Source organism: Endozoicomonas montiporae CL-33 (genome assembly GCF_001583435.1).
GTDB classification, from domain to species: domain Bacteria; phylum Pseudomonadota; class Gammaproteobacteria; order Pseudomonadales; family Endozoicomonadaceae; genus Endozoicomonas_A; species Endozoicomonas_A montiporae.
Genome location: NZ_CP013251.1, coordinates 422,859 through 437,742, shown reverse-complemented (window position 1 = coordinate 437,742; position 14,884 = coordinate 422,859). Strand labels below are relative to the sequence as shown.

Sequence of the window (14,884 nt, the reverse complement as noted above, 5' to 3'; positions counted from 1 at the left end):
GTGGATGACTCAGTACTTGTAGTCATCACCTTTAAACGGACCTGCAACCGGCACGTTTATATAGTCTGCCTGCTCCTGGGTCAGTTGGGTGACAACCCCGCCAAACCCTTCAACCATGTAGCTGGCCACTTCCTCATCAAGCTTCTTGGGCAATAGGCTGACGTAAAGGTTATTGGCCTTGTCTTCTGCTGGCAGATCAGCAAATCCGGCTTCAAACAGATGAATCTGCGCCAGAACCTGATTGGCAAAAGAGCCATCCATAATGCGCGAAGGGTGTCCGGTGGCATTACCGAGGTTCACCAGTCTGCCTTCTGATAGCAGGATCAAATGATCGTTGTTGTCTTTGTTGCGCCAGATCTTGTGCACCTGGGGCTTAATCTCTTCCCACTCCCAGTGTTCACGCATAAAGGCCGTGTCGATTTCAGTATCAAAGTGGCCGATGTTGCACACCACACAGCTGCTCTTCAGAGCCTTTAACATGTTGCGATCGCAGACATGGACATTACCTGTGGTCGTTACCAACAGGTCTGTTGTTGCCAGCAGTTCCTTGTTGATGCTGTTTTCTGTGCCGTCATTAATGCCATTGATATAAGGCGAAACCACTTCGAAACCGTCCATGCAGGCCTGCATGGCACAAATCGGATCCACCTCGGTGACTTTGACGATCATTCCTTCCTGTCGCAGGGAGGCAGCAGACCCTTTGCCAACATCGCCATAGCCAACAACCAAAGCTTTTTTACCGGCCAGAAGATGATCGGTACCGCGTTTAATGGCGTCGTTCAGTGAGTGACGGCAGCCGTATTTATTATCGTTCTTGCTCTTGGTCACAGCATCGTTAACGTTGATGGCCGGAACCTTAAGGGTGCCTTTCTCCAGCATTTCCAGCAGACGATGCACACCCGTGGTGGTCTCTTCGGAAATACCGTGAATGTTATCCAGCAATTGTGGGTATTTGTCGTGCAACAGCAGGGTCAGGTCGCCACCGTCATCCAGAATCATATTGGAATCCCAGGGCGTTCCGTCCTGATTCAGTACGGTTTGCTCAATACACCACCAGAACTCTTCCTCAGTTTCACCTTTCCAGGCAAACACGGGAATGCCGGCTGCTGCAATGGCAGCAGCAGCGTGATCCTGCGTCGAGAAAATATTGCACGATGACCAGCGTACGTCAGCCCCCAGCTCCACCAGTGTTTCAATTAACACGGCGGTCTGGATGGTCATGTGAATACAGCCCATGATGCGGGCACCTTTTAAAGGTTGCTGTTCACGGTATTTACTGCGAATGGCCATGAGGGCAGGCATTTCACCTTCTGCGATCTGAATTTCGCGTCGTCCCCAGTCTGCCAGGCTGATATCAGCCACACGATAGTCAGTAAACGTTGCCTGTGTTTCAAGAATGGCGCTCATAGGTAAAACCTGTCTGCGTATTTTCCGAAGGATAAAGAGGAGTCTAGCAGTGCAAAAAACCTATATCAATTAATTTTGATATAGGTTTTCGTGATGGAGGAAAATTAATCGTGGGTAAACTGGTTGTTTTTGATTTGATAATGGTAGTGGATTTGTTTCATCAATCGCTCCAGTTGCTTAACCGGAACATCAAGGTCGTCAGACAATTGCTGAAGGTTCTTGCAGCTCAGCCGTAATCTTTCGTTAGCGATTCCAAGCAGGATATGAGGTTCAAGGCGTTCAGGGTGGTTCAGTTCCATAAACAGTACCTCTCTTCTTTAGAAGGGTGTGCCATCTGACGCTTTCTATTTTAGCGGCTTACAGGGCTTTAGGACATAGCTACCAGCTTTGCAACAGCCAGTAATAAAGTGATGACACACTCGTTAAAACGAGTGCGTCAATATGAATTTAAACATCACTGCTGGCTTCATATCCCTTTTCCAGCTCAAGGATTAGGCTACTGAAGTCAGGCTTTTTATAGTCATCATATAATTGAGCTTCAGGAGCCTCCAGATCGATTGTTGGCAGCTTGGAAGCCAGAGTCGTTTCCTCACCCTTTCTGGGTACTCTCAATCCACCCATTATTATCTTTCGAGTTTCCTGTTCTGCAACTTTTGCCTGTTCAAAAATGCCTTTCAAGGTTGGCTTATCACCTTCCAGCCGATGAAGATCGCCTGTGAAGGCATCTCGCACCCCTCTGCCAAAACCAACAAGACTCCCTACAATTCCTAAGCCTGCACCAGCCAGCTTACCAACAAAGCTACCGATTTTGATCACCGGTGTTGCGATGAGTCCAGCGCCTACCAAAGGCCCTAACATGAGTATTCGTTGTCCATACGATGTTCCGGTTCCTGCCAGCGACTCTACCAGCTTGACGATCGCGCCAACGGAAATGCTCACCGCTGCCGAGGCGATCCCCCCAACCAAAAGAGCAGGTAAACCAGCAAGAAATTCTCCGACCTTGCCAGTTTTAAAAACGGTTTTTACGAAATAGTTACCCGCTGTGTATAGCGGACAGGCCAATCTTTGTCTGATACCGGTACCGTCTCTTTCGGCAGGTGCCACAGATGTTTCTTTAGCTTCAGGTGAAGTCAGAACTGAAGTAGGGGTCATCAATTCAACCTTCTGACCGTTACTGTTTTGACCGGTTTCCATGCCAGGCAACTGGGTAGGCTTAAAAGTTTTTGGGTAACCCATGGGAGAGGCGACTGAATCCGTTATTTTTGTATGCATAGCTCGACCCCTTGTCTTTTTTGATCGTATGGCGTGTATCTCAGGATTCTGAAGATTTTCTCCCTCCACTTCACTGACATCCCTGTTAGCAGCTCTGTCCAAACGTCTTTAACAACAGCCCATCTATAGGTCTGCCCCATAAAAAAAGGCTGCCAAATGGCAGCCTTCAGAAGAAGCAGAGCTGACGTCTGTATTACAGACCTGCTGCAGCACGCAGGGCATCAGCCTTGTCAGTGCGCTCCCAGGTGAACTCTTCGTCTTCACGACCAAAGTGACCGTATGCAGCCGTCTTCTGATAGATCGGGCGCTTCAGATCCAGCATGCTGATCAGACCCTTAGGACGCAGGTCGAAATGCTCGCGCACCAGTTCAACAATCTTCTCATCAGCAATTTTGCCGGTTTCAAAGGTATTGATGGAGATAGACGTTGGCTCGGCTACACCAATCGCGTAAGACACCTGAATCTCGCACTTATCAGCCAGACCGGCAGCCACTACGTTCTTGGCCACATAGCGACCGGCATAAGCGGCAGAGCGGTCAACCTTGGAAGGGTCCTTACCGGAGAAGGCACCACCACCGTGACGCGCCATACCACCGTAGGTATCAACAATGATCTTGCGGCCAGTCAGACCACAGTCACCTACGGGGCCACCAATCACAAAGATACCGGTCGGGTTGATGTGATACTGGGTATCGTCGTGCAGCCACTGTTCTGGCAGAACCGGCTTGATAACGTGTTCCAGAATATCTTTCTGCAACTGCTCCTGAGAGATTTCAGGGTCGTGCTGAGTAGAAAGCACCACAGCATCAACACTCTGTACCTGACCTTCGGAGTCGTAACGCATGGTCACCTGACTCTTGGCATCCGGACGCAACCACGGCAGCGTGCCGTTTTTGCGCAGTTCAGCCTGACGCTTCACCAGCATGTGCGAGTAGTAAATCGGCGCAGGCATCAGAACCGGTGTTTCATTGGTCGCGTAACCGAACATCAGGCCCTGGTCACCAGCACCCATTTCATGTTCTTCGGTTTCATCAACGCCCACTGCGATATCCGGAGACTGTTTACCAATGGCATTCAGAACGGCAACGGATTCGCCGTCAAAGCCCAGGTCGCCGTTGTTGTAACCAATGTCAGTGACAACATTACGAACCAGCTCTTCGATATCAACGTAAGTTTCGGTACGCACCTCACCCGCTACGATCACCATGCCGGTTTTCACCATGGTTTCAACCGCAACGCGGGCATCCGGATCGTCTTTCAGGATTGCATCCAGAATGGCGTCAGAAATCTGATCCGCTACTTTGTCCGGATGACCTTCAGATACAGACTCGGAGGTAAACAGTGAGTAATCTGCCATTGTCTTCTAGTGCCTCATTAAACATCCGCCACTGTTTCTTTCAGAACAGAAACACATTGACGGAAAACTATTACGTTGAAGCTGGCTGCGAATAAAATCATTAAAACTATTCCCAGACAGCCTCCTCAAATTATTTAATCATCGACGCTTAAGTACTCAACCCTATGAAAACAGCTATTTCTGACTCAATGGTTCAGCCACTCTGCTGCGTTACAACTCCGGTCACATAGCTAGCTATGCTCGCTACGTTGCGCCTTGCATAGTAACTGCCCCATTGGCCAGAAATATTCGTTTCCATAGGGCGGAGTACTTATCGATAAAAGCGACGAACCTGAATCTGAAAACCATTGCGCAAGCCCAGATACTGCGACTCACCGGCATTCAGACCCGCCTCCAGAGCCCAGTTATCAAGATCATCACTGCTGAAACCCAGCCAGATATCACCACAGGATTCCCGTACCCAGTCCTGATCGTGCTGACTCAGGTCACTGACCAGAAAACTGCCACCGGGTTTCAGCAAGCCGGTGACCCGTTTAAAAATTCCGGAAGGGCTGGGTATGTGGTGCAACACCATGTTGGCAACAATACAGTCGAACTGCTCTTCAAGGTGTTGCAGGTCTTTCAGTTCGCCGTGAACAAACTCGATGTTTTTCAGAGCATGTCGGTCAGCAAAATGCTGGCTGCTGGTGAGCATCTCTGAACAATTATCAACAGCATAGACCTGATTAAAGCGTTGGCTAAGCGTTTCCAGAAACTCGCCCTCTCCCGGCCCCAGCTCCAGAGCCAGAGCCTGCTCTGGCATGTCAGTGGTTTTCAGGACCTCGGCTACACACCGGGCATACAGATCATGGTCAGCAATCAGTTCCTGATGCTGTCGAAATTCACCCACATGCCGGGTAAAAAACACCATGGACTGCTCTGCCCGCTGCTCTCTGATGGCTTCCAGCCGACACTCCAGCTCTTCCGGCAGGGAGACGCCATCAACCGCTCTGAATATGGCTCTGACTGCATCCCCAAAACCTTCTGAGGAGGGTGGCAGAGACCGACGATAAAAGACGGTGTTGCCTTCTTTACGGGTAGAAACCAGCCCAGCCTGAGCAAGGACTTTGAGATGATGGCTCATTGCGGGCTGACGCATGTCAAACACACGACTCAGCTCCAGGACACCAAAAGAATCTGTGCTGAGCACTCTGAGCACTTGCAGCCTGAGGGCGTCACCGACTGCTTTGCCAAAAGCGGCAAGCTGATCGACCATTTCAGTGTCTGACAAGCTATGCTCCTTCTTTTTTCATGAAAACTGTCATGAAAAGCACCATGAAAAAGCACTGGATATCGATGGCCACCTTCATAAGCAGGATGAATCCCGCCACAGCGTTTATGCGCTCAAACCCAGCGATTAAAACAGTCTCTGCTGCTGTAAACAGCAGATCTACAGGCTCGTATTTGTTACTTCACCGCAAATTTTAGCAAGCACTATGATGTATATCAAAACTTTTTGATATAGCTCGTTTCCTGTTCAGCCAACTGCCGCTTAATATGCGAGGTAATTTCATGCTTCCGGGATGCCTGAAACGACACCCCCTGTTCCTGTGCCATGCCCTTATGATGTTCCTGTGCATTATTAACTTTGACATTCTCAGGAATCTGAAAGAATCATTACTGGTCACCCGAATGGGGGCTGAAGTTATCCCATTTGTAAAGCTGTGGTTCGTCACGCCTTCAGCTTTTATCTTTGTCTTCTGTTACAGCTTTCTGGCTAACCGTCTCTCCAGACAACAGCTGTTTGTTTTTACCCTGCTGCCCTTTCTTATCTGGATGCCGGTATTCTCCCTTTTGCTGTACCCGAATCTCGCCGAGCTCGCACCCAATAGCTTTTGCCAAAGGATATCCGCTTACTTGCCGGACTCTATGGCTCTGATCTGCGGGCTACTGGAAAACTGGCCTCTAACCCTGCTGTTTACCTGCGCGGAACTATGGAGTACCGGTGTGCTCTGCACATTATTCTGGACCAATGTCAACGACACCAGCACAGTCGAATCTTCAGAAAAGGAATACCCACTGCTCACTTTGATCGGTAACAGTGCGTCTTTGTTTTCAGGCCCAATGATTTTGCTGCTTGTAAAATACATGTCCACACAAAACAGCGACGGCTGGCAAATGAGCCTGATCTGTCTCTCGATGATTTTTGTTGCCTGCGGTGTAGGAATCATCGGGCTGTATTACTGGAGCCTGAAACTATCAGATACCCGAACCAGTGCCCCTGAAGCACTGAAAAACCATGAGAAAACAGCCACCCATCTGCCTTTAAAAGACAGCTTTATTTACCTGATAAAGTGCCCTTACCTGAAAAATATCGCCCTGATTATGCTCGCATACTGTGTTGCGATTAACATGGCCGAAGTCGCATGGAAGAGCCAGCTTGTACGGGTGTACTCAACTGAAGCCGAATACTCCATGCTGATGGGGCAACTGACCTTTTACTATGGTCTGGGATGCTTACTCATGGCTGCAGCGAGTGCATGGTTGATTCGCTATAGCTGGCGAGTGGCGGCTTTAGGAACACCCATGCTGATGGCTATCACCGGCGTTCCTTTTTTTCTGGTAACTCTGATATCCAACTGCAGCTGGGTTCCGGAAACAATGGCAGCGTCGATGCTGCTGGCAGGTGTTGGCATAGGCACACTGTGTAACGTAGCCAGCAAATCCGCCAAATACACTCTGTTCGATGCCACCAAGGAAATGGCCTTTGTTCCACTGAATAATGAACAGAAACTAAAAGGTAAGGCATCAATCGAATTGATTGTCAGTCGCGCAGGAAAATCGTCCAGTGCCCTCTTGCAGCAGTTTCTGATCGTAACACTGGGATCACTCACGGCATCAATGCATTGGATAGGCTGTATTTTTCTGATTATTACGATTATCTGGATGGGGTCGGTACATACCCTGTCAAAACAGTATAATCACTACTGTTAATAAATTGTTCATCATTATCATTTAGATTAACGATTTTATTTCAGTAGCTTTATGCAACATTCAGTGGAGCTGATAATAATGGCTGCTATAATCCTCTTTTTGTCTGGGGTTATGCCTGATGGGATAATTCCAGAGGAACATTAAAAGAAATACTCATTGTGCATTCGAGAGAGTGCTATACAATGAGTGGGTTAAAAGTGTGTTTAGGTCTTTATGTTTAATTCAGATGTACTGTGTGTCGTAGCGCATCCTGCTTTTCATAAACAATAACAAAACTTCTAGCTCAACCGCCTTACTCTTTACTAGTGACTAGTAAGTAGTGAGGCACAACAAATTTATCAACTGTCAGGATATACATATGTCTACTTCCACAGGTACTGTTAAGTGGTTTAACGAAGAAAAAGGTTTTGGTTTCATCGCCCAGGAAAATGGCGGACCAGACGTTTTCGCTCACTTCCGTCAGATCAAAGGCGACGGTTTCAGAACCCTGAAAGAAGGTCAGCGCGTTGAGTTCACCGTAACTCAAGGTCAGAAAGGCCCTCAGGCTGAAGATATCGTTGTACTGTAATCTCAGTTCAACCCGACAAAGGCAGCTTTTATAGCTGCCTTTGTTTTATGTCCTTACAAAACACCCTCTGACAAATTTCCCTCCCGCCTCTTAAAACTCTCTATAACTATTAACCATCGCTCTGCATTTTCAGGCTAACCCCATGCAACTGAAACACTGCCATTCAGTTTATGACTTTCGCCGACTGGCTAAAAAACGACTACCGTCTCCCATCTTCCACTACATTGATGGCGCAGCCGATGACGAAAAAACCTACCGACAAAACACAGAAGCCTTCGATCGCTGCGACCTGGTTCCGGGCGTTCTAAGGGGAGCAGACGAGGTGGATTTATCCACAACAGTCGTCGGACAACAGCTCAAAATGCCACTGTTTCTATCGCCCACTGCCCTGCAACGGCTGTTTCATTATGAAGGAGAACTGGCCGTAGGCAGGGCAGCAGAACAGTTTGGCACAATGTTTGGTTTGTCGTCTCTTGGTACGGTCAGTATTGAAGAAATCAGCAGCCTGATTCACACCCCAAAACTGTTTCAGTTATACGTTCATAAAGACAAAGGGCTGACCAGAAACATGATCGACCGCTGCAAAGCCGCTGACTTTGATGTGATGGCACTCACAGTCGATACCACCGTTGGCGGCAACCGGGAAAGGGATCTGGTCACCGGTTTTACGGTTCCACCCAAGCCAACCCTGAAAAGCCTGCTCAGCTTTGCGTTGCACCCGGCGTGGACTTACAACTACTTTTTCCGACAAACATTTGAGTTGCCCCAGTTGCAGGACTACGTAAAAGAAGGCTCCAGTATTCCGCTGTCCGTTGCCAACTACTTTAATACCATGCTGGATCAGTCCATGAACTGGCAGGATGCTGAAGCACTGGCCAAATACTGGGAAAAGCCATTCATCATCAAAGGCATCATGTCGGTGGATGATGCCCGTCGGGCAGTGGATATGGGTGCTGCCGGTATAATGGTTTCCAATCACGGCGGGCGACAACTGGATGGCTCTCGTGCGCCTTTTGATCAGTTGGCAGAAATTGTCGATGCTGTCGGTCACAACATCGACGTCATTTGTGACGGCGGCATTCGAAGAGGCACACATGTCCTAAAAGCGCTTTCGCTGGGTGCGAAAGCCTGCTCCGGAGGTCGCTTATATCTATATGCACTGGCAGCCGCGGGACAGGCAGGTGTTGAAAAAGCACTATCGTACCTGCACGCAGAACTGGTCAGGGATATGAAACTGATGGGGTGCAAAAACATTCGGGAACTCAGTAAAAACAACCTGCGATTCCGGTAAATCGCATTGCTCAGTCGTTTACAGTGCAAATAATCTGACCGGACATCCCAAAAAAATCACTGAACGACCACTTTTGGTACATTCTGCAATACCGCTTTGCCCGGATAGCGATTAGAATACGCACACACATTGCAATGACTTGATCATCAGGAGCCCTGATTTCTATGTCCTCACGTCGTGAGCTAGCCAATGCCATCCGTGCACTGAGCATGGATGCTGTCCAAAAAGCCAAATCCGGACACCCTGGCGCCCCAATGGGTATGGCCGACATCGCCGAAGTGTTGTGGCGCGACTACATGAACCACAACCCGGCCAACCCCCAGTGGGCTGACCGTGACCGCTTTGTCCTGTCCAACGGACACGGCTCTATGCTCTTGTACTCCCTGCTGCACCTTTCCGGCTACGATGTTTCCATCGAAGACCTGCAAAACTTCCGTCAGCTCCACTCCAAAACCGCAGGTCACCCTGAATACGGTTACGCGCCTGGCATCGAAACCACCACTGGTCCTCTGGGTCAGGGCATCGCCAACGCGGTGGGTTTCGCAGCAGCTGAAAAAGCGCTGGCTGCCCGGTTCAACCGCAAAGGCCATGACATCGTCGATCACAACACCTACGTCTTCATGGGCGACGGCTGCATGATGGAAGGTATCTCCCACGAAACCTGCTCACTGGCGGGCACACTGGGTCTGGGTAAACTGATCGCATTCTACGACGACAATGGTATTTCCATTGACGGCGAAGTAGAAGGCTGGTTCACCGACGATACCGTTAAGCGTTTCGAGTCCTACAACTGGCACGTTGTACCAGGTGTTGACGGTCATGACCCGGAAGCGATCAAGGCTGCCATTGAAGCCGGTCGTGCGGAAACCAACAAACCAACTCTGATTTGCTGCAAAACCATCATTGGTTTTGGCTCCCCTAACAAGGAAGGCAAAGAAGAGTGCCACGGCGCGCCTCTGGGTGACGACGAGATCAAACTGACTCGTGAGCGTCTGGGCTGGAACCACGGTGCATTCGAAGTACCTGCCAGCGTTTACGAAGGCTGGGACGCTAAAAAAGCAGGTGCTTCCAAAGAAGCAGGCTGGAACGAGAAATTCGAAGCTTATGCTGCTGCCTACCCGGAACTCGCTGCAGAATTCAAGCGCCGCATGAGCGGTGAACTGCCTGCCGACTTCTCTGAAAAAGCCGACGCCTACATTCGTGAATGTCAGGAAAAAGCCGAGAAAGTGGCCAGCCGTAAAGCTTCCCAAAACACCCTGAATGCTTACGGTCCTATGCTGCCGGAACTGCTGGGTGGCTCTGCCGATCTGGCCGGTTCCAACCTGACCCTGTGGAGTGGTTCCAAAGGCGTTGAGAAAGACGACGCGGCGGGTAACTACCTGTTCTACGGTGTACGTGAATTCGGCATGAGCGCCATGATGAACGGTATTGCTCTGCACGGCGGTTTCGTACCTTACGGCGCGACCTTCCTGGTGTTCATGGAATACGCCCGTAATGCGGTGCGTATGGCTGCTCTGATGAAGCAGCGCTCTATTTTCGTTTACACCCACGACTCTATCGGTCTGGGCGAAGATGGCCCTACCCACCAGCCTATCGAACAGCTGGCCAACCTGCGCACTACGCCAAACATGAACACCTGGCGTCCATGTGACACCGTTGAGTCTGCAGTCGCGTGGAAATACGCTATCGAACGCAACGACGGCCCAAGCGCACTGATCTTCTCCCGTCAGGGTCTGCCATGCATGGCGCGCGACGAAGAGAAAATCGCCAACATTGTCCGTGGTGGTTACATCCTGAAAGACTGCGCGGGTACACCGGAACTGATCCTGATCGCTACCGGCTCTGAAATCGAACTGGCCATGAACGCTGAAGCCAAACTGACCGAACAGGGTCGTAAGGTGCGCGTCGTGTCCATGCCTTCAACCGAAGTGTTTGATGCTCAGGATGCTGAATACAAGCAGCAGGTTCTGCCTCTGGAAGTACCGGCTCGTATTGCTATCGAAGCGGCTCACGCTGACTTCTGGTACAAGTATGTGGGTCTGGACGGTCGTATTATCGGCATGACTTCCTTCGGTGAGTCTGCTCCGGCCAGTGACCTGTTCCCGTTCTTCGGGTTCACTGTAGACAACATTGTGGCTGCAGCTGAAGACATGCTGGATTAATTTTCGGATACTGACCTGTTGCATCTGAAGGGCTTCTGAAAAGAAGCCCTTCTTTTTTTCAGCGCCCATCGCTGATGACAAAACAAACAAATATGTTAAATAATAATCAAATTCCGACACCCACCGCCCAAAAAACACACACATATCGCTGAAAAATGTGTACTTCTGACAGTCTGCATAGTTATTGACCTGTATCAATATTGCACTACCAAGCTCTTAATATGATGCAGCGTATTGATTTTTCTGCTGTTACTAACGGTTTCAGCTCAAACTGTTTTCATACTTTGGGAGTCTTTCCATGTCCGCAATGAAGTTCTTCATGCCCCAGGTTAACCAGATGGGCAATGGCTGTCTGGAAGCTTCTATTTCCGACATTACCAAACTGGGTTTCAAAAAAGCCCTGATCGTCACTGACAAAGTACTGAACGACATCGGTCTTGTAGGTTCTGTTGCCGAAAAACTGGGGGCAGAAGGCATCACTTCCGTGGTATTCGATGGTACCCAGCCAAACCCGACCTGCGGCAACGTTGAAGCCGGTCTGAAACTGCTGCAGGAAAACGACTGCGACTTCGTTATCTCTCTGGGCGGTGGTTCTCCACACGACTGCGCCAAAGGCATCGCACTGGTTGCCGCAAACGGTGGTAACATCCGCGACTACGAAGGTGTAGACGTGTCTGAAAAACCACAGTTCCCGCTGGTAGCCATTAACACCACTGCGGGTACTGCCAGCGAAATCACCCGTTTCTGCATTATCACTGACGAAGAACGTCATGTGAAAATGGCGATCGTTGACAAAAACACCACCCCACTGATGTCTGTTAATGATCCTGCGCTGATGAATGGCATGCCAAAATCCCTGACGGCTGCAACCGGTATGGACGCCCTGACTCACGCAGTAGAAGCTTACGTATCCACAGCTGCTACACCGGTGACTGACTGCTGTGCGATCAAAGCCATTGAGCTGATCAGCGAACACCTGGAAAACGCCGTAAGCAATGGCGATGACATGGAAGCCCGCGAACAGATGGCTTATGCACAACTGCTGGCTGGTATGGCATTCAACAACGCCAGCCTGGGTTATGTTCATGCTATGGCACACCAGCTGGGTGGTTTTTACGACCTGCCACACGGCGTCTGCAATGCAGTCCTGTTGCCACACGTTCAGGCGTTTAATGCACAAGTGGCTTCCGAACGTCTGGCTGATGTTGCCAAAGCTATGGGTGTTAGCATTGAAGGCCTGTCTGCTGATGAAGCTGCTCAGAAAGCGGTTGACGCGATTAAGGCTCTGTCTGCACGCATCGACATTCCGACCGGTCTGAAAGCTCTGAACGTTAAGGAAGAAGATTTCCCGACACTGACAGAAAACGCTCTGAAAGACGCCTGTGGTCTGACAAACCCCAAGCAGGCAACCGCTGAAGAAATTACAGCAATCTTTGCTGCAGCAATGTAACTCTACCAATCACAGTTATTGCTGAGACCTGAACAGACCTGTCGCTTTCCGTGACAGGTCTTTCATAATCATCACCCAACACTTCCTTAAAAACTTCGATCTAACCGGATATATTTATATTTCGATAAATTTTATAATTGCCTGTTCCTCTGTTTACGACATAAATCGTCTACCAAAAAACCCATCAAACAGAAGGAACCAATAACGACTCTGTCGTCTATATCTTTCTCTCAGGCAGTTGTATGACCATCGATATACATAATAAGAATGAAAGGATGCTTTTCATTCTGACGCTTGGTGCTCTCACCATGCTTGGCCCTATGGCCATTGACCTTTACCTTCCGGCTCTGCCAGCGATTGCTGAGGATATGGGCGAACCTCTCAGCAGAATTCAGTTTACTCTCAGTGCCTACACCATCGGCTTTGCCATTGGACAACTGCTTTACGGGCCTCTGTCTGACCGTTTTGGTCGTCAGAAAGTATTATTACCCGGCCTGATCGGCTACATCGCCACCAATATTATGGCAGCCATGTGTACCACCGCTGATCAGCTGATTATTGTCCGGATACTGCAGGCCATGGCGGGCGCTGCTGTTATGGTGACGATTCCGGCGATGGTACGGGATCTGTTTCCCCGTCAGGAAAGTGCAAAAGCTTTGTCGTCTATTCTGCTGGTAATGACGGTTGCACCATTGCTTGCACCGCTACTGGGTGGTCAGATCCTGAGGTTCTTTGGCTGGGAAAGCCTGTTCATTTTCCTCGCAGCTCTGGCCTTTCTGGCAATGGGCCTGGCGTTATGGCGTGTTCCTGAAACCTTGGAAGAAGATCACCGTCTGGTTGTACCGGCGAAAGAGCTGGCCGCTACTTATCTCAGTGTTCTGAAAAATCGTAATGCCATGGGCTGCATTCTCTGTCACGGCTTCTTCTTTGGCGGAATGTTTGCCTTTATTGCCGGATCGCCCTTTGTTTACATCGAACTGTATGGCATTGACCCGGAAAGCTATGGACTGGTGTTTGGATTGAACATTGTTGCCATGGGCATTATGAATATGATCAACATCCGTCTGATTGGTCGTATGCCTCTGTTTAATATTCTCAGAACCGGCAGCATGAGTGCTGCTGTAGCAGCCTTTGCCTTGCTTCTGAACGCTAAAACAGGGAATGCCGGACTGGCGGGAATTGTTTTACCCGTTGTCGTTTATGTCGGCTGTATTGGTTTGACCGGACCAAACTCCAACGCACTGGCTTTAGCCCACTTTCCTCGCTCTGCCGGAACTGCCAATGCCATGGCAGGCGCTCTGCGTTTCAGTATTGGTGCAGCAACCACAGCCATTGTCGGACTGCTACACGATGGCACTGCAATGCCAATGGCAATGGTTATGGCGGGTTGCGGTACACTGTCTGTAATAAGCCTGTTACTGGTCAGCAACGGCGGAGTGCCAGCAACTGAGATTGAGCCACAGCAGGAATCATTTGCAAGCAAAGAAAAAATTTCTGCCTGAAAACTCGGTGAATCACAACTCAGAGTGTTGTGGTTCACTCCTCCTCCGCTCAACTCACTATCCACCTGAAGCGTAAGTGCGCCCCGCACCCCGCAACGGTTTCCGGCTATATTTGCCCATAGATCAGCGGCTATATAATTCCGTCTACTTTCTAACCTGCACAGTCAGTCTGAACATGCTGTTATATAGCCTGGATTTATTCGGTACCGCTGTTTTTGCTATCAGCGGAGCCTGGGTCGCCTGTCGTAAAGACATGGATATATTTGGTGCCATGGTATTGGCTTTTGTTACAGCGGTGGGCGGAGGTACCATCCGCGACCTGCTGTTAGGCGCCACCCCTGTATTCTGGTTTCAGGACACGCTCTACATAACGGTCATATTTGCTTCTACCCTGCTCGCCATTGCCCTGCGTAACTGGCATGAAAAAGCCAGATGGCCATTACAGGTCGCAGATGCCCTGGGTCTGGCCGTGTTTGTGGTGATCGGTGTTGGCAAAGCTCTGACCTATGGGGCAGAACCCGTGGTTGCCGTGATGATGGGTGTTTTGACCGGCTGTGGCGGTGGCGCTATTCGCGACATTCTGGCCGATGAAATGCCAAACGTTTTGCGCAAAGAAGTGTATGCCTCGGCAGCCATTGCCGGTGGAGCTGTGTTTGTGGTTCTGAACCCGGTGCTGGGATACGCTCTGACAACCGTTATCTCTGCCAGCCTGGTGTTGTTTATGCGCCTGTTTGCCCTCTACAACAATATTTCCCTGCCGCGCTTTCAGCTACCCCAGGTCTCAAAATAATTGTTTATCGGTGGCTCTGTAAACGATCAGAGCCGTCTTTAAAATGACCAACCGTTAATATTTCTCCTGCGTTTTCTCCCAGACAAACTATAAAAAACGGATGCCCTTTACT

The 14,884-nt window shown here is 49.7% G+C and carries 13 protein-coding genes; 8 read left to right on the top strand and 5 right to left on the bottom strand.

All coding sequences use genetic code 11. The features are described 5' to 3' along the window. Positions 1 to 9: 9 nt before the first annotated feature. From ahcY to EZMO1_RS01910, 5 genes are all read right to left on the bottom strand, one after another. Positions 10 to 1,407: an adenosylhomocysteinase gene (gene ahcY, locus EZMO1_RS01930; protein ID WP_051790688.1), complete on the bottom strand. Its 1,398-nt coding sequence runs from the start codon at positions 1,405 to 1,407 to the stop codon at positions 10 to 12. Between the two features lie 104 nt (positions 1,408 to 1,511). Continuing rightward, positions 1,512 to 1,706 carry a DUF4250 domain-containing protein gene (locus EZMO1_RS01925; protein WP_034879431.1) on the bottom strand — a complete coding sequence of 65 codons (195 nt, stop codon included), beginning with the start codon at positions 1,704 to 1,706 and terminating at the stop codon, positions 1,512 to 1,514. Positions 1,707 to 1,854: 148 nt separating this feature from the next. Then, positions 1,855 to 2,601 carry a hypothetical protein gene (locus EZMO1_RS01920; RefSeq protein ID WP_145912437.1) on the bottom strand — a complete coding sequence of 249 codons (747 nt, stop codon included), beginning with the start codon at positions 2,599 to 2,601 and terminating at the stop codon, positions 1,855 to 1,857. A gap of 271 nt (positions 2,602 to 2,872) precedes the next feature. Beyond that, entirely contained in the window at positions 2,873 to 4,036 is a 1,164-nt protein-coding gene (gene metK / locus EZMO1_RS01915; protein WP_034879433.1) for a methionine adenosyltransferase, read from the bottom strand. A gap of 310 nt (positions 4,037 to 4,346) precedes the next feature. After that, the gene (locus tag EZMO1_RS01910; RefSeq protein WP_034879434.1) at positions 4,347 to 5,306 is read right to left on the bottom strand and encodes a metalloregulator ArsR/SmtB family transcription factor; all 960 of its coding nucleotides are present in this window, start codon (positions 5,304 to 5,306) and stop codon (positions 4,347 to 4,349) included. Here EZMO1_RS01910 and EZMO1_RS27160 point away from each other — a divergent pair. The 8 genes from EZMO1_RS27160 (at position 5,296) to EZMO1_RS01875 (ending at position 14,772) form a co-directional block, all read left to right on the top strand. Further along, positions 5,296 to 5,436, top strand: coding sequence for a hypothetical protein (locus EZMO1_RS27160; protein WP_222842180.1), 141 nt, complete (start codon positions 5,296 to 5,298; stop codon positions 5,434 to 5,436). The two genes, EZMO1_RS01910 and EZMO1_RS27160, sit on opposite strands and share 11 nt — an antisense overlap. 151 nt (positions 5,437 to 5,587) lie before the next feature. Further along, positions 5,588 to 7,009, top strand: coding sequence for an Npt1/Npt2 family nucleotide transporter (locus EZMO1_RS01905; protein ID WP_160174131.1), 1,422 nt, complete (start codon positions 5,588 to 5,590; stop codon positions 7,007 to 7,009). A gap of 358 nt (positions 7,010 to 7,367) precedes the next feature. Beyond that, positions 7,368 to 7,577, top strand: coding sequence for a transcription antiterminator/RNA stability regulator CspE (cspE, locus tag EZMO1_RS01900; protein ID WP_034879436.1), 210 nt, complete (start codon positions 7,368 to 7,370; stop codon positions 7,575 to 7,577). A 142-nt stretch (positions 7,578 to 7,719) separates the two neighbouring features. Further along, entirely contained in the window at positions 7,720 to 8,868 is a 1,149-nt protein-coding gene (locus EZMO1_RS01895; protein ID WP_034879437.1) for an alpha-hydroxy acid oxidase, read from the top strand. 164 nt (positions 8,869 to 9,032) lie between these two features. Beyond that, entirely contained in the window at positions 9,033 to 11,030 is a 1,998-nt protein-coding gene (gene tkt, locus EZMO1_RS01890) for a transketolase (protein WP_034879438.1), read from the top strand. A gap of 298 nt (positions 11,031 to 11,328) precedes the next feature. After that, entirely contained in the window at positions 11,329 to 12,480 is a 1,152-nt protein-coding gene (yiaY, locus tag EZMO1_RS01885) for an L-threonine dehydrogenase (RefSeq protein ID WP_034879439.1), read from the top strand. A gap of 275 nt (positions 12,481 to 12,755) precedes the next feature. Beyond that, positions 12,756 to 13,982: a Bcr/CflA family multidrug efflux MFS transporter gene (locus tag EZMO1_RS01880; RefSeq protein ID WP_222842179.1), complete on the top strand. Its 1,227-nt coding sequence runs from the start codon at positions 12,756 to 12,758 to the stop codon at positions 13,980 to 13,982. Positions 13,983 to 14,157: 175 nt separating this feature from the next. Beyond that, on the top strand, positions 14,158 to 14,772 hold the full coding sequence (locus EZMO1_RS01875; protein ID WP_034879440.1) for a trimeric intracellular cation channel family protein: 615 nt from the start codon (positions 14,158 to 14,160) through the stop codon (positions 14,770 to 14,772). The last annotated feature ends 112 nt before the right edge of the window (positions 14,773 to 14,884 follow it).